The organism is Kitasatospora sp. NPDC089509 (assembly GCF_044749365.1).
Lineage (GTDB): Bacteria > Actinomycetota > Actinomycetes > Streptomycetales > Streptomycetaceae > Kitasatospora.
In genome coordinates this window covers 246,513-264,870 of the sequence record NZ_JBIVHS010000003.1, presented here as the reverse complement: position 1 = coordinate 264,870, position 18,358 = coordinate 246,513, and the positions used below count along the sequence as shown (strand labels likewise).

The 18,358-nt window shown below is 70.9% G+C and carries 17 protein-coding genes; 12 read left to right on the top strand and 5 right to left on the bottom strand.

What is annotated here, in order from left to right; all coding sequences use genetic code 11:
• Positions 1-149: 149 nt before the first annotated feature.
• Together ACIP4P_RS07480 and ACIP4P_RS07475 are read left to right on the top strand one after the other, a co-directional pair.
• Positions 150-1,169, top strand: coding sequence for a beta-ketoacyl-ACP synthase III (locus ACIP4P_RS07480; RefSeq protein ID WP_400915700.1), 1,020 nt, complete (start codon positions 150-152; stop codon positions 1,167-1,169).
• A gap of 52 nt (positions 1,170-1,221) precedes the next feature.
• On the top strand, positions 1,222-1,476 hold the full coding sequence (locus ACIP4P_RS07475) for an acyl carrier protein (protein ID WP_400915698.1): 255 nt from the start codon (positions 1,222-1,224) through the stop codon (positions 1,474-1,476).
• A gap of 116 nt (positions 1,477-1,592) precedes the next feature.
• On the opposite strand, the gene ACIP4P_RS07470 is transcribed toward ACIP4P_RS07475, so the two are convergent.
• From ACIP4P_RS07470 to ACIP4P_RS07460, 3 genes are all read right to left on the bottom strand, one after another.
• A complete protein-coding gene (locus ACIP4P_RS07470; RefSeq protein WP_400915697.1) occupies positions 1,593-2,408 on the bottom strand; it encodes a BTAD domain-containing putative transcriptional regulator in 816 nt (271 codons plus the stop codon).
• A gap of 272 nt (positions 2,409-2,680) precedes the next feature.
• Positions 2,681-4,159 carry an MFS transporter gene (locus ACIP4P_RS07465; protein ID WP_400915695.1) on the bottom strand — a complete coding sequence of 493 codons (1,479 nt, stop codon included), beginning with the start codon at positions 4,157-4,159 and terminating at the stop codon, positions 2,681-2,683.
• Positions 4,156-4,788: a TetR/AcrR family transcriptional regulator gene (locus ACIP4P_RS07460; protein WP_400915693.1), complete on the bottom strand. Its 633-nt coding sequence runs from the start codon at positions 4,786-4,788 to the stop codon at positions 4,156-4,158. Before ACIP4P_RS07460 ends, ACIP4P_RS07465 begins: the two co-directional genes overlap by 4 nt.
• Positions 4,789-5,115: 327 nt before the next feature.
• On the opposite strand from ACIP4P_RS07460, the gene ACIP4P_RS07455 reads away from it, so the two are divergent.
• The 5 genes from ACIP4P_RS07455 to ACIP4P_RS07435 all read left to right on the top strand — a co-directional run bounded on the left by ACIP4P_RS07455 (position 5,116) and on the right by ACIP4P_RS07435 (position 11,105).
• Positions 5,116-5,721, top strand: coding sequence for a response regulator (locus ACIP4P_RS07455; protein ID WP_400916401.1), 606 nt, complete (start codon positions 5,116-5,118; stop codon positions 5,719-5,721).
• A 505-nt stretch (positions 5,722-6,226) separates the two neighbouring features.
• Positions 6,227-7,498, top strand: a complete 1,272-nt coding sequence (locus tag ACIP4P_RS07450; RefSeq protein WP_400915692.1) for a beta-ketoacyl-[acyl-carrier-protein] synthase family protein — start codon at positions 6,227-6,229, stop codon at positions 7,496-7,498.
• Positions 7,495-8,709 (top strand): ketosynthase chain-length factor, encoded by a 1,215-nt coding sequence (locus tag ACIP4P_RS07445; RefSeq protein ID WP_400915690.1) that lies wholly within the window; start codon positions 7,495-7,497, stop codon positions 8,707-8,709. The genes ACIP4P_RS07450 and ACIP4P_RS07445 overlap by 4 nt, the downstream gene beginning before the upstream one ends.
• Positions 8,710-8,788: 79 nt before the next feature.
• A complete protein-coding gene (locus tag ACIP4P_RS07440; protein ID WP_400915688.1) occupies positions 8,789-9,028 on the top strand; it encodes an acyl carrier protein in 240 nt (79 codons plus the stop codon).
• A gap of 103 nt (positions 9,029-9,131) precedes the next feature.
• Positions 9,132-11,105, top strand: coding sequence for an ABC transporter ATP-binding protein (locus tag ACIP4P_RS07435; protein WP_400915686.1), 1,974 nt, complete (start codon positions 9,132-9,134; stop codon positions 11,103-11,105).
• Between the two features lie 58 nt (positions 11,106-11,163).
• Here ACIP4P_RS07435 and ACIP4P_RS07430 read toward each other — a convergent pair whose 3' ends face one another.
• Together ACIP4P_RS07430 and ACIP4P_RS07425 are read right to left on the bottom strand one after the other, a co-directional pair.
• The gene (locus tag ACIP4P_RS07430; RefSeq protein WP_400915684.1) at positions 11,164-12,306 is read right to left on the bottom strand and encodes a cytochrome P450; all 1,143 of its coding nucleotides are present in this window, start codon (positions 12,304-12,306) and stop codon (positions 11,164-11,166) included.
• Entirely contained in the window at positions 12,303-12,749 is a 447-nt protein-coding gene (locus ACIP4P_RS07425; RefSeq protein ID WP_400915682.1) for a nuclear transport factor 2 family protein, read from the bottom strand. The genes ACIP4P_RS07430 and ACIP4P_RS07425 overlap by 4 nt, the downstream gene beginning before the upstream one ends.
• 229 nt (positions 12,750-12,978) lie before the next feature.
• On the opposite strand from ACIP4P_RS07425, the gene ACIP4P_RS07420 reads away from it, so the two are divergent.
• From ACIP4P_RS07420 to ACIP4P_RS07400, 5 genes are read left to right on the top strand one after another with little or no spacing between them, the layout of a single operon-like run.
• Positions 12,979-13,761, top strand: coding sequence for an SDR family NAD(P)-dependent oxidoreductase (locus tag ACIP4P_RS07420; protein WP_400915681.1), 783 nt, complete (start codon positions 12,979-12,981; stop codon positions 13,759-13,761).
• A 57-nt stretch (positions 13,762-13,818) separates the two neighbouring features.
• A complete protein-coding gene (locus tag ACIP4P_RS07415) occupies positions 13,819-14,478 on the top strand; it encodes an antibiotic biosynthesis monooxygenase (RefSeq protein ID WP_400915679.1) in 660 nt (219 codons plus the stop codon).
• Positions 14,478-15,704 (top strand): FAD-dependent monooxygenase, encoded by a 1,227-nt coding sequence (locus ACIP4P_RS07410; RefSeq protein ID WP_400916399.1) that lies wholly within the window; start codon positions 14,478-14,480, stop codon positions 15,702-15,704. The genes ACIP4P_RS07415 and ACIP4P_RS07410 overlap by 1 nt, the downstream gene beginning before the upstream one ends.
• 22 nt (positions 15,705-15,726) lie before the next feature.
• The gene (locus ACIP4P_RS07405) at positions 15,727-16,722 is read left to right on the top strand and encodes an acyltransferase domain-containing protein (protein WP_400915678.1); all 996 of its coding nucleotides are present in this window, start codon (positions 15,727-15,729) and stop codon (positions 16,720-16,722) included.
• A gap of 32 nt (positions 16,723-16,754) precedes the next feature.
• The gene (locus tag ACIP4P_RS07400; RefSeq protein ID WP_400915676.1) at positions 16,755-18,332 is read left to right on the top strand and encodes an FAD-dependent monooxygenase; all 1,578 of its coding nucleotides are present in this window, start codon (positions 16,755-16,757) and stop codon (positions 18,330-18,332) included.
• Positions 18,333-18,358 lie beyond the last annotated feature (26 nt).

Below are 18,358 nucleotides of genomic sequence, written 5' to 3'. Positions count from 1 at the left end.
GCCGTGAGTGTCCGGGCTCGCGCTCGACAGCCGCTCGATCCGCTCCAGGGCCACCGTCCAGGGGCGTGGCCAGCCGGACGTGAACGTCTCCCGTCCGGGTTCGAGCTGGTGTCGAGTGACGCTTCAGAGCGGGCCCGAAGCTAGGCGGTATGAGTACTCCTCACACCGGACGAGTTCGGGCGGCGGTGGTGGCGGGCCTCGGGTCCTGGCTGCCGCCGAGGGTCGTCGGCAACGACGAGCTGGCCGGCCGCATCGACACCTCCGACGAATGGATTCGCACCCGGACCGGCATCCGCCGTCGACACGTCGTCGATCCCGCAATGCCCACATCCCGACTGGCCGTCGAGGCCGGAAGCCGGGCGCTGGAGTCGGCCGGCGTCCCGGACGTCGACGTCGTCATCCTGGCCACCGCCACCCCGGACCGCCGCTGCCCGGCGACCGCGCCGCTGGTCGCCCACCGGCTGGGGCTCACCGGGCGGCCGGCCTTCGACGTCTCGGCGGTCTGCACCGGCTTCCTCTACGCGCTCGCCACCGGTGCGGGGATGATCGGTTCCGGCGCGGTAGAGCGGGTCTTGGTCATCGGCGCCGACGCGTTCAGCACCATCGTCGATCCCTTGGAGCGGTCCACCGCCGTGGTGTTCGGCGACGGCGCGGGCGCGGTCGTCCTTCGCGCCGGGGACCCGGAGGAGCCCGGCGCGCTGGGTCCGTTCGTCCTCGGCAGCGACGGCTCGCTGGCCGACCTCATCACGATTCGGGCCGGCGGCTCCGAGCACCCGACGGTCGAACAGCCGGCGAGCCGCCCCGACTCCTACTTCGCCATGCGCGGCCAGGAGACCTTCGCCCTGGCGGTCGCCCGGATGGAGGAGGCCTCGCGCTCGGCACTGGCGAAGGCCGGCTGGAAGCCAGGCCAGGTCGACCGACTGGTCTGCCATCAGGCCAACCTGCGCATCCTGCAGGCGATCAGTCGCCGGCTCGACGTGCCGCAGGAACGGCTGGTGGTGCACCTGGACCTGGCGGGCAACACGGCGGCCGCCTCGATCCCCCTGGCCCTCGATCACGGCCTGTCGACAGGGGAACTCACCCCCGGCGCCAGGGTCCTGCTGACCGCGTTCGGCGGCGGTGCCACCTGGGGGGCCACCACGCTGACCTGGCCGGAGCTCAAGCGCTGAGCCCGGATCGGGCCCACGCCCGCATTCCACGACGACGGAAGGACGAACGACAATGACCGAAGCCACCCTGCCGACCCTGCAGCAGATCACCGACATCCTGGTCGAGACCTGCAACGTGTCGCACGAACTGATCGTGCCCGATGCCCTGCTCGCGGACCTGGAACTGGACTCGCTCGCCCTGATCGAGTTCGGACTGGAGGTGGAGCGGCAGTTCGGCTTCGACGTGCCGACCGAGGAGGTGTCGACCAGCAGTAACACCCTCACCGATCTCTACGCCACCGTGACCACGGCCTTCGAGGCCGCCTGACACGAAACAGGTGCGCGGACGGACCACGAGATGCCCGCCACCGGGGCGGCATCCCGTGGTCCGTCCATCTGCTTTCCGGCCCTGCTGCCCGGCGTCTCGCGAGTGCGGGATGAGAGCTACCCAGCCTCTCGCGAGCCGACCAGCGGAGGAGCCCCGGCGAGGGCCAACAGGTCGATGGAGCACGAGGAGTTGAGTACCTCGTGGTGGATCCGCTGGATCTCCACGGATGGCTCCAGCCCGAGTTCCCGGTCCAGGACGCTGCGCAGATCCTGATATGCCGCCAATGCCTCGGCGCGTCGGCCCGCGATGCCCAGGGCCGAGATCAGCTGCCCGTGCAACCACTCATTGAGCTGGTATTCCTTCACGAGCGAGCGCAGCTCAGGGATGATCTCGCGCCCCCGGCCGAGTCTGATGTCCGCCTCGATGCCCAACTCGGTCGCCTGCAGCCGCAGTTCTTCGAGGTACACCACATGCGCGGCGAGCACGTCGCCGGTGCTGATGTCCGACAGGATCGGGCCTCGGCACATCTCCAGCGCCCGGCGCAGGCTGCGCGAGGCAGACTCGGGCCGGCCGTCGCGCAGGTGCGCCCTGCCCTGTTCGATGAGCTGCTCGAAGAGGACCGCATCCACCTCGTGGTCCGCCACGTCCATCAGGTATCCGGGGGCACTCGTCACCAGAAGTCCGGGCGCTCCGGCGCCGCACTGCCGTACGAACTCCTTGCGCGCGTGGTAGACGTACGTTTGCAGTGTGGTCTGGGCGCTACGCGGAGGGTGGTCCCCCCACAACTCGGTGATCAGGCTCTCCACGGGGACGATCCGACCGGACCGGGCGAGCAGGAGTGCCAGCACCTGCCGCACCTTCGGCGAACGCAGGGCGAAGAGCCGTCCGTCATCGCCGGTGATCTCGAATGGGCCAAGAAGGCTGAATCGCATGCCGACTCCACTGGTTCGACGGATGGTTGAGTGCCTCCGGCAGCCACCCCCGGACGCTGCGAGGGCGACACGCGAGGGCGCGGGGACTGTGTACCGAGCATCCGTCGACCGGGGGGAGTTCCGTTAGTGCAGTCCTCCCGGCAATCGTCGTTCGCTTCGTCCGGAACGCCGGGTGACATTCGTACGGTCAGCCCGTGAACAGCGTGCGGCCGAGGCGGTGACCGGCGGGGCCTGGGCGGCCGGGGGTGTCCGCCCGGGCCCCGCCGGAGTTCCTATGCGGCAGCCTCGGCGTCAGCGGGCTGCGGCTTCGCCGTCTTCGGCGGGCCGGGAGCCCTGACCACGACGTTGCCCGCCACGACCGTCGCGACCAGGGCGAGCAGGGCGGCGCCGCCGCCGACCCAGCCGATCGCGGCACCCATGTCCGCACCGGTGACCTGGCCCACACCACCACTGGTCAGCATCGACTGGCACAGTGACAGGCCGAGGATGCCGCCGATCTGCTTGGTGAGGGCGGAGCCGGCGGTGGCCGTGCCGATGTCGGCGGGCGGCACGGAGTTCTGCGCGGCCATCATCATCCCGCCCATGGCCGGTCCGGCCCCAAGCCCGATCAGCACCAGCCAGATGCTGGTGGCGACGTAGGACGTTCCGTTGTCCAGGAACAGGAAGGCGCCGGTGCCGACGGTGAGCAGGACCGCGCCGGCGAGCAGGACCGGTTTGGTGTTGCCGGTCTTGATCATGACAGCGGCGGACAACCGGTTGCCCGCCGCCAGACCGAGCAGCAGGGGCAGGACGAGCAGCGCCGAGACGCTGGTGGAGACGTTGCGGATCTGCTGGAGGTAGACCGGGAACAGAAACCCGATCGGCATGGACGAGGCCTGGAAGAAGAATCCGGCGAAGAGCAGCGCTCGGTACGTGCGCTGCTGGAGCAGGTGCGGCGGCAGGACGGGCGTCGCCGCCCGCTTCTCGACCGGGATCATGGCGAGGAGCAGGAGGACGCCGATGACCAGCGGGAGGGCCACTACCGGGTCGGTCCACCCAGGCGCCTCCCCGCCGGTGCGCTGGGTCTTGAGGCTCAGGCCGATCAGGAGCGTGGAGAGACCGGAGGCGAGCAGCGCGATACCGGCCACGTCGAGCCGTCCGGAGGTGACCCCGGTGGGGCGCCGGCTCGGCAGCACGAGCACGATCGCCGCCAGCGCGGCTCCGCCGATCGGGAGGTTGACCAGGAAGATCGAGCGCCAGCCGACGTGATCGGTGAGCAGGCCGCCGATGAGCGGACCGCCGACCATGCCGGCCACCATCATGACGGCCAGGACGCTCTGGACCCGGACCATGTCGGCCATCCGGCTCGGCGGGTAGAGGTCACGGATGGTGGCCATGCAGAGAGTGATCAGCGCACCGGCGCCGAGGCCCTGCACCGTGCGGGAGACGATCAGCGCCTCCATCGAGCCGACCAGCGAACAGGCGAGAGAGCCCACCAGGAAGATGCCCAGGCCGATCAGCAGCAGTCCGCGGCGGCCTCGCAGGTCGGAGAACCTGCCGTAGAACGGGACGCTGACCGAGGAGGCCAACAGGTAGGCGGTCACCAGCCAGAGGTACCAGGCGTCGTTGCCGCCGACCTGCTTGACGATCTGAGGTAACGCGGTGCCGATGACCGACCCGTCCAGCATGGCCAGGAACGCGCAGGCCAGCAGAGCATAGGTCGCCAGCGTTCGTTGACGTGCGGTCAGGTCTCCGTAGACTTCCTCGTTCACTGGCCCTCCTTACGCAGCAACGCGCCGTGCAGCAGCAGCTCGACCACGTCGCGGTAGGACAGGGGGGCGGGCCCGGTCCCGCCCTGCAGGCCGGCCGCCATGATCAGGAGCTGGAATGCCACCGCGAGTTGCTCCGGTGGCATCAGCAGGTTGTCGCGCTCGGGTTCGAACAGGGCCGCCAGGGCCTGCGTGGTGGCCGTAGACAATCGTTCACGTCCGGCCGGTTCACCGTCGCGGTCCGACGACTGGGGGGCCCGACCCTGCGCACCGCCCGAGGCGGCCAGCGCCCCGGAGACAGCAGCCATTCTGGCCAGGTACCCGCCGATGGCCTCGGCGGCCTCGACCAAGCGGTCCGCCAGCGGCTGCTCCGGATCGATCGCGGCCAGGTGGCCGACCGCGTCGTCGGGGCGCAGCGCCTCGGCCAGGCAGGCGGCGAGCAGCGAGTCCTTGTCGCTGAAGACGCGGAAGACGGTGCCCTCTCCGATGCCGGCGGCGCGGGCGATCTGAGCGGTGGTGACGGAGGTTCCGTACTCGATGACCAAAGGAAGGGCGGCCCTGACGATCATCTCGCGGCGGCCCTCCGGCGTCATGGCTGGGGCCCGACGCTGACCTGGTGCAAAGGAAGCCATGCCGCAACGATACGGAGTGAGTGCTCACTCCGTCAAGAGTGAGTACTCACTCCGCCGGCGGGGTCGAGATGCATGAGACTCGATCGCCCTGCCTGCACATCCGTACGGCCTTTCCCAAGAGAGCGTCAAGACGCCTGCGATTTTGGCCAGACCAGCACTCAAGTTCGGCCAACGTGACGTCCGGAAAGCTGCTGTCAGATGCACAATGTAGATTCCGATATTGATACGTACATCGCACCGGCGGGGCTCGGGGCTTCGCAACTGGATTAGTGCACGCATGGTGCATGTGCGGGCATTTCGACGCCACACACGCAACGGGGGTTCATGGTGGTACGTCTTGTCATCGCGGAGAGCATGAGGATACTTCGCAAGGCCCTGGTGGCCGTCCTGAAGTTGGAACCGGACATCGAGGTCGTGGCGGACTTCGAGAACGGCACCGAGGTCGTACGGCGGGCCCGGCAACTGCGGCCGGACGTCGCACTGCTGGACCTCAACCTGCCGGGAATGGACGGCCTGGCCACCGCCGCCGCCCTGCACGCGACCGTGCCGGACTGCCGGATCGTGATCCTCGCGGAGACCCGCCGGCCGGAGAACCTGCGGCGCGCCCTGGCCACCCAGATCGACGGCTTCCTGGTGAAGGACATCGACACGACGCAGCTCGGCCATGCGATCCGGTCGGCGGCGGACGGCAAACGGGTGATCGATCCCGAGCTCGCACTGGCCGCGCTTGACCTGCGCTGGCAGCCGCTCAGCACCCGCGAGCTCCAGGTGCTCCAGCTGATGTCGGAGGGCCTGGCCACGCATCAGATCGCTGAGAGGCTAGGCATCTCGGTCGGCACCGTCCGCAACTACCTCGCCTCGGGGAGGACCAAGCTGGGTGCGCGCAACCGGGTGGACGCGGTGCGCATCGCCCGCGAGTCCGCATTGCTGTGAGACCCGGATTTCGCCGTTCCGGCGCCTGGTCCCCGCGCCAACGGGGCCGGGCGCCGTAGCAATTCTTGAACGGATTTCACAGCCTGATCCGGATTCCGTCCCTCCGGACAGTGGGCGCCAGAACGCGAGAATAATTCGTACAGTTCTCAACCACTGGACTTGATTCCGGAAGTTCCGCCGAAATGCGTGTGCAATCGCTCACGCCGACTGGCCCGGAAGGCCGCCGGACAATGACGGCCGTGCGGTAAATGGACCCCGCACCTGCTCCCGCCGGACCGCAGGGCGCCGGACCTCGTCGGGGAAGCGTCCGGCCGACGACTCGACGGCGGCTCGACGGCATCCGGAGCCGTCCGCCGGCCACGCGGCCCCGTCCGACCTCCTGCGGCCTTCGAGTGCCGCTCCAGCGGGCGCCTCGACGCTCGGCAGGTCACGTCCTTTGACGATCCCGAGAAGCGGGGGGCCGAGTATCCATGCAGGAAGAGACACGGACGGCGAGGGGGCTGCGATGAGCGACCGTCGCGTGGTGATCACCGGAATCGGCGTGGTCGCTCCGGGCTCGCCGGGCACCAAGGCGTTCTGGGAGATGATCACCGCCGGGCGAAGCGCCACCCGCCGGATCACCGCGTTCGACGCGACGGGCTACCGCTCGCGCATCGCGGGCGAGGTCGACTTCGACCCCGCCCGGCAGGGACTGACCGCACGGGAGATCCGGCGGCTCGACCGTGCGGCCCAGTTCGCCCTGGTGGCAACCCGGGAGAGCATCGACGACAGCGGCCTGGAACTCGACCGGCTCGATCCGACTCGGGTGGGGGTGAGCATCGGCACTGCCGTCGGCTGCACCATCCGGTTGGAGGAGGAGTACCTCGTCCTCAGCGACGGCGGCCGGGACTGGCTGGTCGACCACGCCTACGCGAGCCCGCACCTTCCGGACTACTACGTGCCCAGCTCGCTCGCGGCGGAGGTCGCCTGGGAGGTCAACGCCCAGGGGCCGGCAGCCGTGGTGTCGGCGGGCTGCACCTCGGGCCTGGACTCGGTGGGCCACGCCTGCCAGCTGATCCGGGAGGGACGGGCGGACGTGATGCTGGCAGGAGGCACCGACGCACCCATCACACCGATCACGGTCGCGTGCTTCGACGCGATCAAGGCGACCTCCCCGCGCAACGACGACCCGGAGACCGCGCTGCGCCCCTTCGACCGGACGCGCAACGGCTTCGTCCTCGGGGAAGGGGCGGCCACGCTCGTCCTGGAGGAGTTGTCGCACGCGCGGGCGCGCGGCGCGCGGATCTACGCCGAGATCGCGGGCTTCGCCTCCCGGAGCAACGCCTACCACATGACCGGGCTGAAGGCCGACGGCGCCGAGCTGGCGTCCGCCGTGACCGCCGCCCTGGCCGAAGGGCGGCTGAACGCCGAGGACATCGACTACGTGAACGCCCACGGCACCGCCACCAAGCAGAACGACCGGCATGAGACCGCCGCTGTCAAGACCAGCCTCGGGGACCACGCGTACCGGACCCCGATGAGCTCCATCAAGTCGATGATCGGCCACTCGCTCGGCGCCATCGGCTCGATCGAGATCGCCGCCTGTGCGCTGGCGATCGAGCACGGTGTCATCCCGCCCACCGCCAACCTGCACGAGCCGGACCCGGAGCTGGACCTGGACTACGTACCCCTGGTGGCACGGGAGCGGGCCCTGTCCACGGTCCTGACCGTCGGCAGCGGCTTCGGCGGATTCCAGAGCGCGATGGCACTGACCCACTCGGAAAGGCGGCAGGCATGACGACGGCGGTGGTGACCGGGATCGGCGTCGCCGCGCCCAACGGGCTCGGTGTGGAACGCTTCTGGGCAGCGACCCTGCGCGGCGAGTCGGGCATCGGCCCGCTCCGGCGGTTCGACCCGAGCGGCTACCCTGCGTGCCTCGTGGGTCAGATCGACGACTTCGTACCCGAGGAGCACCTGTCAGGCCGGCTGATCCCGCAGACCGACCTGATGACCCAGCTCGCCCTGGCAGCCTCTGACTGGGCCTTGGCTGACGCCGAGTTGACGCCCGACACGTACGACACGGACGAGATGGGCGTCGCCACCGCGGCCGCGGCCGGCGGCTTCGAGTTCGGACAGCGCGAACTCGAAGCACTCTGGACGAAGGGCCCGGAGCACGTCAGCGTCTACATGTCGTTCGCCTGGTTCTACGCGGTCAACTCCGGCCAGATTTCGATCCGGCACGGCCTGCGCGGGCCCTCCGGAGTCTTCGTCGCCGAGCAGGCCGGCGGCCTGGACGCGCTGGCGCAGGCGCGCCGCACCATCCGCCGGGGCACCCCGATGGTGCTCTCCGGCGGTACGGAGAGCGCGCTCAACCCGTACGGCTGGGTGGCGCGGATCGCCGGCGGGCAGGTCAGCACCGGCGAGGACCCGGCCGGGACCTACCGGCCGTTCGCCGCCGGCGCGGACGGCCACGTGCCCGGCGAGGGCGGCGCAATCCTGGTCGTCGAGGAGGACCGGCGGGCCCGGGACCGCGGTGCGCCCCGCTACGGCGAGATCGCCGGCTACGGCACCACCCTGGACGCCGCGCCGAAGCACGGCGGACAACCCGGCCTCGCCCGGGCCATCACCATCGCCCTCGACGACGCGGGGCTGGACGCCTCCGCCATCGGGGTGGTCTTCGCGGACGGCGCGGGCGGGGCCACCGCCGACCGGATCGAGGCAGAGGCCATCGCGAGTGTCTTCGGCGCGGCCAAGGTCCCGGTGACCGTGCCGAAGAGCATGTTCGGTCGACTCGGCTCGGGCGGCGCCCCGGTGGACGTGGCCTGCGCATTGCTCGCCATACGCGACGAGGTGATCCCGCCGACGGTCGGCGTCCGTGCCGCCGACCCGGACTACGGCATCGATCTGGTGACCGCCCGGCCGCGACCGTGGCGGCCCGGCGCCGCACTCGTCCTGGCCCGCGGGGTCGGCGGCTTCAACGCCGCCATGGTCCTGCGCCGGGCCCGGTGACTCGCCCGGACGGCTGTCAGTGGCGGTCCGTCGCAACGCGAACGCAAGAGAAGGGAAAGAGGAGTTGACGTTGAGCCAGATGACCTTGGAACGACTCCAGGACATCCTGCGGGAGTGCGCCGGGGAGGAGGGCGGCGCCGAGCCGTTCGCGGCGACCGCGGATCAGGACTTTGCCGACCTCGGCTACGACTCCCTGGCCCTGCTGGAGGCCCAGTCCAGGATTGAGCGCGAGTACGGCATGGAGCTCTCCGAGCTGGACCTTTCCGAGGTCCGGACTCCCCGGGCCCTGGTTGAGTTCGTCAACCACGCTTCTTCCTGAGTGAGTTGATCCTGATGGCGGGGCGATCGAGGTCGTCCCGCCATCCGTGCGCAGCCTTCGAGTGGAGGGAGACGACATGCGGCGAGGGCCGTTCGAGGAACCGGTGACCGTCAGGGACAGCGGCCTGACAGGGCCACTCGACTTCCCGGAACCACCCCGCGGGCGCAAGGGGCGGCCGCTGCGGGAGCGGCTGCGTGGTCTGCGCCGGGCCGCTGCCGGGACGGTCACCGGGCTGCCCCGGGTCCTGCGGAGCACCTGGTCGGCGAGCCGGGCACTGACCGTAGGGCTGCTGGCCACCACGGTGCTCGGCGGATTCCTGCCGACCCTGAGCGCCTACGTGGCGAAACTGCTGACCGACGCCGTGGTGGAGGGAGTCCGGTTCCACGGCACCGACGGTGCGCATCAGGTGGCGCTCGGCATACCGCTGCTGGGCTGGTCCACGACCACGACCCCGACCACCAAGATCGTGGTCGTGGCGGCCGGCCAACTCGCGGTGCTGGGGCTGCTGGCGCTGTGCACCGCCGGGGCGAACGTGTTCCGCCAGCTTCTGCAGGAGCGGCTCGCCCTGACCTTCCGGCACCGCATCATGGCCCACGCCTCCGAGCTGGACCTGGCGTTCTTCGAGGACTCGCGCTCCTACGACCTGCTGCGTCAGGCACAGGACGGCACGACGACCCGTCCGATGGCCATGGTCAGTGGCATGTTCGACCTGATCAAGGCGCTGATCACCTTCGCCGGCATGCTCGGCCTGATGCTGGTGATCAGCCCTGTCCTGGTGATCGCGGTCCTGCTCGCCCCGCTGCCAGCCTTCCTGGCCGAGTCGCAGTACGGCATGCGCGGCTTCGTGATGTCGCTCTGGAGCTCCCCGCTCTCCCGGCGGATGGAGTACCTGAACAGCCTGGTCACCACCGACACCCATGCCCGGGAGGTCAAGTTCTCCGGCCTCGGCGGCTACTTCACCGACCGCTACCGCCGGCTCGGCGAGACCTACTACCGCTGGCAGGCCCGGCTGGTGCGCGAGCGCAACCTGGTCGGCGTCGCCTGGGGACTGCTGTCCACCCTGGTCAGCAGTCTGGCCTACCTGTACGTCGCGCTGGAGGCGCTGGACGGCCGGCTCACCCTGGGCGACCTGACGCTGTACACGGCGGGCATCGCCGCCGTCCAGGCGTCACTCCAGACCATCTTCCACGGGGTCAGCGGACTGCACGAGAACTCCCTCTACCTGGGCCGCCTCTACGGCTTCCTGGACACCGTGCCGGCCATCGGCGCGCCGGCCCGCCCGGAGCGGCTGCCCGAGCGCGTCACCGGGCACGTCGTGTTCGAGAACGTGTCGTTCCGCTACCAGGGTGCCCGTGAGGACGCGCTGCGCAACGTCAGCCTTGAGATTCACCCGGGTGAGCGGGTGGCAGTCGTGGGCCGCAACGGCGCCGGCAAGTCCACCCTGCTCAAGCTGCTGTGCCGGCTCTACGATCCGACGGAGGGCCGGATCCTGCTCGACGGTGTGCCGATCACCGAGTACGACCCGGAGGAACTGCGACTGCGGATGAGCGCGATGTTCCAGGACTTCGTCAGCTACCAGGGCACGGTTGCCGAGAACGTCGCGCTCGGCGACCTGTCCGCGGTGGGAGACGCCTGGCGGGTCGGGGACGCGCTCACCCGGGGCGGCGCCGCCCCCCTGGTGGCCCGGCTGCCTGCGGGCGCGGACACCACCCTCGGCCGCTGGTTCGCCGGCGGGGTCAGCCTTTCGGGCGGCGAGTGGCAGAAGATCGCCCTGAGCCGCGCCTTCATCCGCGACTCGGCCGTCCTGCTGCTGGACGAGCCGACCTCCGCGCTCGACGCCGAGGCCGAACACGAATTGTTCAGCCAGCTCGCCGAGTTGGCCGAGGGCCGGACCACCCTGTACATCTCGCACCGGTTCTCCACCGTCCGCCGCGCCAACAACATCGTGCTGCTGCGCGACGGCACGGTCGCCGAGCAGGGCACCCACGACGAACTGATGGAGCTGGACGGCGACTACGCCGAACTGTTCTCCCTCCAGGCCGCCGCCTACCTCGATCTGGAGCGGAAGGAGCCCTGACGGCCGCGGGTGGGGTGCGGGCACCGGGGTTCCGGTCCCACACCTCACCCACGCCGGCTCATCGGCCCAGGACCACCGGGAGCTCGTGCAACCCGCGCATGATGTTCTCCCGCCAGCGGACCGGCCCGGCCAGCCGGATGTCCGGGAACCGGCGGACCAGCGTCCCGATCGCCACCTGGGCCTCCATCCGGGCCAACGGGGCGCCCAGGCAATGGTGGATGCCGTGCGAGAACGCGAGGTGCGGGTTGGGATCGCGGGTGATGTCCAGGCGGTGCGGGTCCGGGAACCGATCCGGGTCGCGGTTCGCGCCACAGAAGGAGATCAGCACGACGTCGCCCTGGCGGATCACGACGTCCCCCACCTGCACGTCCTCACGGGCGATCTGCCCGGCGGCACTGAACGAGCTCTCGTAGCGCAGGAACTCCTCGACAGCCGAGTTGATCAGCTCGGGTCGCTCCCGGAGCAGCCGGTGCTGATCGGGGTTGGTCAGCAGGGCGTGGACGCCGTTGCCGATCAGGTTGGTCGTGGTGGCGTACCCGGCCGCGATCAGCGCGATGCCGAGTTCGATCAGCTCGGGCTCGCTGAGCTGCTCGCCGTCCTCGCGAGCCGCGATCAGTCCGCTGAGCAGGTCGTCGCCGGGGGTGCGGCGCTTCTGCTCGATCAGTTGCTCGATGTACTGCTTGGTCCGGTCATAGACCTCCTCCCGGTTCTCGGTGACCTCGCCCGCCAGGATCTTCTCGGTCCGGGCCCGGACGTCCGCGCGGTCCTCGGGCGGGGCCCCGAGCATCTCGCAAATCACCGCGATCGGCAGTGGGTAGGCGAAGTGCTCCAGGAGGTCCACCGGCCGGTCGGTCTCCAGCTCGTCGAGCATCCCGTCGACCAACCCCCCGACCCAGTCGCGCAGCTGCTCGACCCGGCGGTGGTTGAACGCGTGACGCACCAGCTTGCGGATACGGGTGTGGTCCGGAGGGTCGGAGTCCACCGCGGCGACCTCGCTGTCGTCGTCCCGGCGACGGCTGAACCGTAGGTCGGCCAGCAGCTCCCGGGCCAGGTCGTACCGGGTGACCAGCCAGACCTCACCCATGAAGGAGGTCTGGACCCGCGCCATCGGGCCGGCTGCGCGCAGCCGGCCCAGGTCGGGGTAGGGGTCGGCGACCGCGACCGGGCTCTCGGCCAGCGGCACGTACGGAACGACGCTCATCCGTCCAGCTCCGCGGCCAGGTCGTCGCGGGTCACATGGCGGTTGGCCACCTGCCAGCCGTCGTCGGCCCGAACCAGCTCGTCGTCGCATGTCGTATGGACGTGCACGGTGGCCTGCCCGCCCCGGGGGATCGCGAGCACCAGGGCGTAGCTGCGGACCTCAAGGAGGTTCTCGGAGATCTCCCGGACATCCAGCATCCCCAGCCAGTGCCGGTGCCTCATGCCCGTGGCGGCGAGCTTCTCGCGGGCAGCCCGGGCGCCCGCCACAATCGCGGCCCGGCCCTTGGTCGGCTCCGGGTGGGCGTTCGCGGAGAACACCCCGTCCTCGGTGAACGTGTCGGCCCAGGCCTCGACCTCGCCGGCGTCGAGCAGCTGCATCTGGCGGGCGTAGAAAGCCTGCACTTGGTGGTGGAGATCGGCGGTTCCCTGCGGTGACTGTGTCATCTCGGCTCCTCATCGGCCCTGGATCCTCGGTCACTGCGCCGTCAGGTCTGCGGCGCGGCCAGGCTGCCCGAGTGTCCGGGTCCGGACTGGAACTGTGGTCGAGGGGCCGTCGAACCGGGCTGGGCAGGCACGGGCGCGCGGATCGATCCAACAACGGTTGAGCGGGGGTCGAGCGGCCGCGGCGAGGCTCACCCGGGCCGGCGGACGGCAGCTCGACGAGGAGGTTTCGATGGGAACGAGGACACGCACGGCGATCGTCACCGGGGGCACGCGAGGAATCGGACTGGCGGTCGCCACCACCCTCGCCGCACAGGGGTTCCGGGTGTTCATCGGCGCCCGCAGCGGGGACGAGATCGCCGTCACCGTGAAGGAGCTGACCAGCCGGGGCCTCGACGTTGCCGGGCGGCCCTGCGACGTCCGCTCGCAGGAGGAGGTGGACGCATTCGTGGCGGCCGCGGTGGAGCGCTGCGGCCCGGTTGAGGTCCTGGTCAACAACGCCGGGCGCAGCGGCGGCGGCGTGACCGCGGAGATCCCGTACGAGCTGTGGCAGGACGTTCTCGACACCAACCTCAACAGCGTCTTCCGGGTGACCAAGGCGGTGCTCACCACCGGCCGGATGCGGGAGCTGCCGAGTGGACGGATCATCAGCATCGCCTCCACCGGTGGCAAGCAGGGCGTCGCGCTGGGCGCGCCGTACTCCGCCTCCAAGCACGGCGTGGTCGGTTTCACCAAGGCGCTCGGGCTGGAGTTGGCGAAGAGCGGCATCACCGTCAACGCGGTCTGCCCCGGCTACGTCGAAACGCCGATGGCCGCCACCGTGCGCCGGGGCTACGCGGCCCACTGGGAGGTTTCCGAGGAGGAGGTCCTCCAGCGCTTCCAGACCAAGATCCCGCTCGGGCGCTACACCGAGCCCCAGGAAGTGGCCGCGATGGTCGGCTATCTGGCCTCGGACGCCGCCGCCCCGGTGACGGCCCAGGCCATCAACATCTGCGGCGGGCTAGGCAACTACTGATCCGGCCGCCGCGGGCACACCACACCGATCCAGACGAGAAGACAGGCAGGCGGCAGCATGACCGGCAACGAGAAGGACCTGAGCAACCTGATCACCGTCGTCGCACGGTTCACCACCAAGGGGGATCCGAAGGAGTTCGAGCGTTTCTTCCTGGAGCACGTCGAGTACATGCGCTCCCAAGAGGGCTTCGGCGCACACCAGGCCGTCACCTTGACCGAGGACCCCTCGGTCTACGTCAACTTCGGCTGGTGGACCTCCCAGGACGCCTTCCAGCGGGTCGTCGCGAGCGACACCTTCCGCGCCCACCAGCAGGTGATGCACGGCCTGCTGGCCGGCGCTGACCTCGACCTCTGCAAGAACCTGTTCCGGATCAACGCGACGGACGCCGCAGGCAAGCGCGAGGACTTCGGTAAACCCCTGATGCACATCACCACCTTCCAGGTGGACGGCGACACTGCGGCCTTCGAGCGGGCCTTCGCCGTGTACGGCGAGCACATCAAGGACGTGCTCGGCTTCGGCTACGCCGACCTCAACAAGTCCCTGAAGCAGCCCGGCCGGTACACCGGCATCGGCTACTGGTGGGACCCGTCGGCCTACGAGGCCGTCACCTCGCATCCCAGCCACACCGAGCTCGGCCGACTGGCGGGCGTCACCGTCGAGCAGGTCGAACACGTAGCGTGGAACCGGGCGGCCGGTGCCGAGGACGACCGTCCGTGATGGAGACCAGGCTGCGCACCGACTTCTGCGTCGTCGGCGGCGGACCGGCCGGGCTCACGCTGGCCCTCCTACTGCTGCGCTCGGGGGCCGGCGTGACCGTCCTGGAACGGAGCCGCTCTCTGGAGCGGGAGTACCGCGGGGAGATCCTGCAACCCGGTGGCGCCGCGCTGCTGGACCGGTTGGGAGTGCTGAAGGGCGCCCGCGACCGCGGCGCGCACGAGCACACCGGCTTCCAGCTCGTCGACCGCGAGCGGGTGCTGCTCGACGTGGACTACCGCCGGCTGCCCAGCCCGTACAACCAGCTACTGAGCCTGCCGCAGCGGCACCTGCTGGAGGAACTGCTCCAGGCCTGCGGCGAGTTCGAGGGCTTCCACTACCTCGCCGGCGTCCGGGCGAGCGGGCTGGTCCGGGAGGGCGGCGTGGTGCGCGGCGTTACGGCGGACGGCGCCCGGCGGGCGCAGGTCCGGGCGCACTGCGTCATCGGGGCGGACGGCAGGTACTCCAAGATCCGGACACTGGCCGGATTCGGCAGCCGCCGCCAAGAGGCTTTCGACCACGACGTGCTGTGGTTCAAGCTGCCCGCCGACAACGCGCCGCACACGGGGGACACCGTCCGGATCTTCCGCGGCGGCGGCAACCCGGTGCTGCTGTACCGATCGTTCCCGGACAGCCTGCAGGTGGGCTGGACCCTACCCCACGGGGGCTACCGGGAGCTGGCCGAGCGCGGCATCGACCACGTCCGAGCTCAGGTCGTCGAGGCGCTCCCCCAGTTCGCGGACCGCATCGAGGCCAGGCTGACCCGGTTGTCCGACCTGTCCCTGCTCGACGTCTTCACGCAGGAGGCGCAGACCTGGCACACCGACGGCCTGGTGCTGATCGGCGACGCCGCGCACACCCACAGCCCGCTCGGCGCGCAGGGCATCAACCTCGCGATCCAGGACGCGGTCGCGCTGCACCCCGTTCTCATGGCGTCACTGCGCGCGGGTGACGCCCGGGCCGAGGTGCTGGGCAGCTACACCCGGCGGCGGCGACCGGCCGTGCGCCGGGTGATGCGGGTCCAGTCGCTGCAGAACAAGGGCATGCTCTCGCAGAATCCGGTGGCCGCACGGGTACGGCCGAAGCTAGCCGGGCTCGTCTCCCGGACACCGCTGTTCCGCGGCATCCTGCGCCAGATCGCCTACGGCGACCCGGGCGTGGCCATCGCCGACGACCTGTTCGTCCACTGAATCGGAAAGGGGGGCTGCTGCCGTGGCCGAGACCGCGTCCGGACCGGAGTGCCCGATCGTCCTGCTGCTGCCCGGGCAGGGAGCGCAGTACCCGGGGATGGGAACCGGGCTCTACCGGTCCGAGCCCGAGTTCGCCGCCGCAGTGGACGAGGTGTTCGCCGCGCTCGGGCCGGAGAGCCGGGCCATCCGGGCCGACTGGCTGTCGGATCGGCCGGGCGTGCCGCTGGACCACGCCGCCCGGGCGCAACCGCTGCTGTTCGCCGTGGACTACGCGCTCGGCCGGGTGCTGCTGGACCGCGGACTGAAGCCGGCCGCGCTGCTGGGGCACAGCATCGGCGAGGTCGCGGCGGCGGTGCTGGCCGGGGTCATCGGGCTGGGCGATGCGGCCCGCCTGGTCATGGATCGGGTACGCCACGTCGGGTCGGCTCCTGCGGGTGGCATGGTCGCCGTCTCGGCGACCGAGCGGGAGGTCGAGCCGTACCTTCGGCCGGGTGTGGACGTGGCCGCGCTCAACGCGCCCCGCCAGACCGTGCTGGCCGGCCCGACCGCTCCGCTCGCCGCGACTCTGGAGGCGCTGCGGGCGGCCGGCCTGGCCTGCGCGCCGGTGGCCGCGACCACGCCGTTCCACAGCCGGGCGCTGGAGCCCTTGGTCGAGGCCGGGCTGCGGAGCCTGGCCGGGGTGCGGCTGCGGCCGCCCGTGGTCCCGATCATGTCGGGGTACACCGCGCACTGGCTCGGCGAGGAGAATGCGACCTCCCCCGCGTACTGGTCGTCCCACCCCGTGGCGCCGGTGCGGTACTGGCCGGCGGTCGGGGCGCTGTTGGCGGAGGGCGACGCGTACCTGCTCGCCGAGTGCGGCCCGGGCCAGGGCCTGATCACCCCGCTCCGGCGCCACCCGGCCGTCCGCTCCGGCCGTTCCCGGGTGTGCGCGCTGCTCGGACCGGCCGGCGCCGGACCGGCGGCTGAGAACACCCGGTTCCGTGCCGCCTCAGCCGAGTTGGGACTCGCCCACCTGTGACTCGCCCGTCCGCACAGCAAAGGTAGGAACAGATGACTCTCACACCCGATCCGCCGTCCACCGCTGCCGAGGTCCTCGTCGTCGGTGCCGGGCCGGTGGGTCTCACCATGGCCCATGAGCTGCTGCGCCGGGGCGTGCGGGTGCGCGTCGTGGACACCGCGGCGGGTCCGGCCACGACCAGCCGGGCCATCGCCACCCACCCGAGGACGCTCGAAACCTACGACCAGATGGGCGTGGTCGACGCGATGCTGGCGCGCGGCCAGCGGGTCGAGGCGTTCACGCTCCACCACAACGGACGCCGGCTGGCACGGCTGGACGCGGACTACGCGCAGATGCCGACCCGCTACCCGTTCACCCTCTGCATCGACCAGGCGATGACGGAGGAGGTTCTGCGCGCCGCCGTCCGCGGCCTCGGCGTCGAGGTGGAGTGGGGAGTACGACTGGAGGGCTTCACCGAACGGGCCGACCACGTCGAGGTCACGCTGTCCGACGCGGCGGGCGCCGGGACAGTGCGCCCGCGCTGGCTGGTCGGCTGCGACGGCGGGCACAGTACGGTCCGCAAGCAACTGGCGCTGCCGCTGCTGGGGGAGACCAGCGAGACCTGGCTGATCGCCGACGCCGACATCGAGGTGGACCTGCCCCGTGACAGCATCCACTGGGTCCGCGCCGGCGGCCTGACCATGATGATGGCGCCGATGTCCGCGCCCGGGCGCTGGCGCCTGTTGGACACCGCCTCCAAGGACGGCCGCCCGGCCGTCGTCGCCGAGCGGTTCAGCCGCGAGCTCAGCCGCGGCCTCGGAGTCCCGGTGAAGGTGGCCGAGCCGGTCTGGGTCTCGGTCTTCACCTTCCAGCAGCGGATGATCGAGCGGATGCGCTCCGGCCGGGTGCTGCTCGCCGGGGACGCCGCCCACGTCCACAGTCCGGCCTCTGGCCAGGGGATGAACACCGGCATCCAGGAGGCGTTCAACCTGGGCTGGAAGCTTGCCATGGTCGTACACGAGCAGGCCGCGCCGGAGCTGCTCGACAGTTACTCCGCCGAGCGGGTTCCGGTCGGCGCGGCGCTGCTGAAGTCCACCAAGGGGGCCACGTTCCTGGTCCAGCTCAAGAACTCGGTCGCCGGCCTTGCCCTGCCGGTGGTCTTCGCGGTGGTCCGGGCCGTCCCGGCACTGCGGATCAAGCTCCAGCGGCGCGTGCTCGGCGGCGTCTCAGGGCTGCGGCTCGCCTACCCGGACAGCGCGCTCACCGTCCGCGCCCCGCAGCCGCCCGGCAGGCCGCTGCCCGGCGAGCGGGTCACCGCCGCACGGTGCTCGTCGGACTCTGCGGCCCGCGCCGCCCTGGGCGAGCAGCTGCGCCGGCCGGTCTGGACACTGTTCCTCGGCACCACACCGGACGAGCGGATCGACCGGGCCACCGCCGGCAGCGAGGCGTGGCTCGAAGCCAGGCCGCTGACCGGGGCCGGTCGCCCGCTCGCCACCGCGCTCGGGCTGTCCGCGGACGGCTGGGCCCTGGTGCGCCCGGACGGCTACCTGAGTGCGCGTGGCAGCCTCGCCGACCTCGGTCCGCTGCGCTCCGCCCTGACCGCGGCCACCGGCGGGCGCCACCGCGGCTGAGTCCCCGATACGAAGGAGCTGGTGGG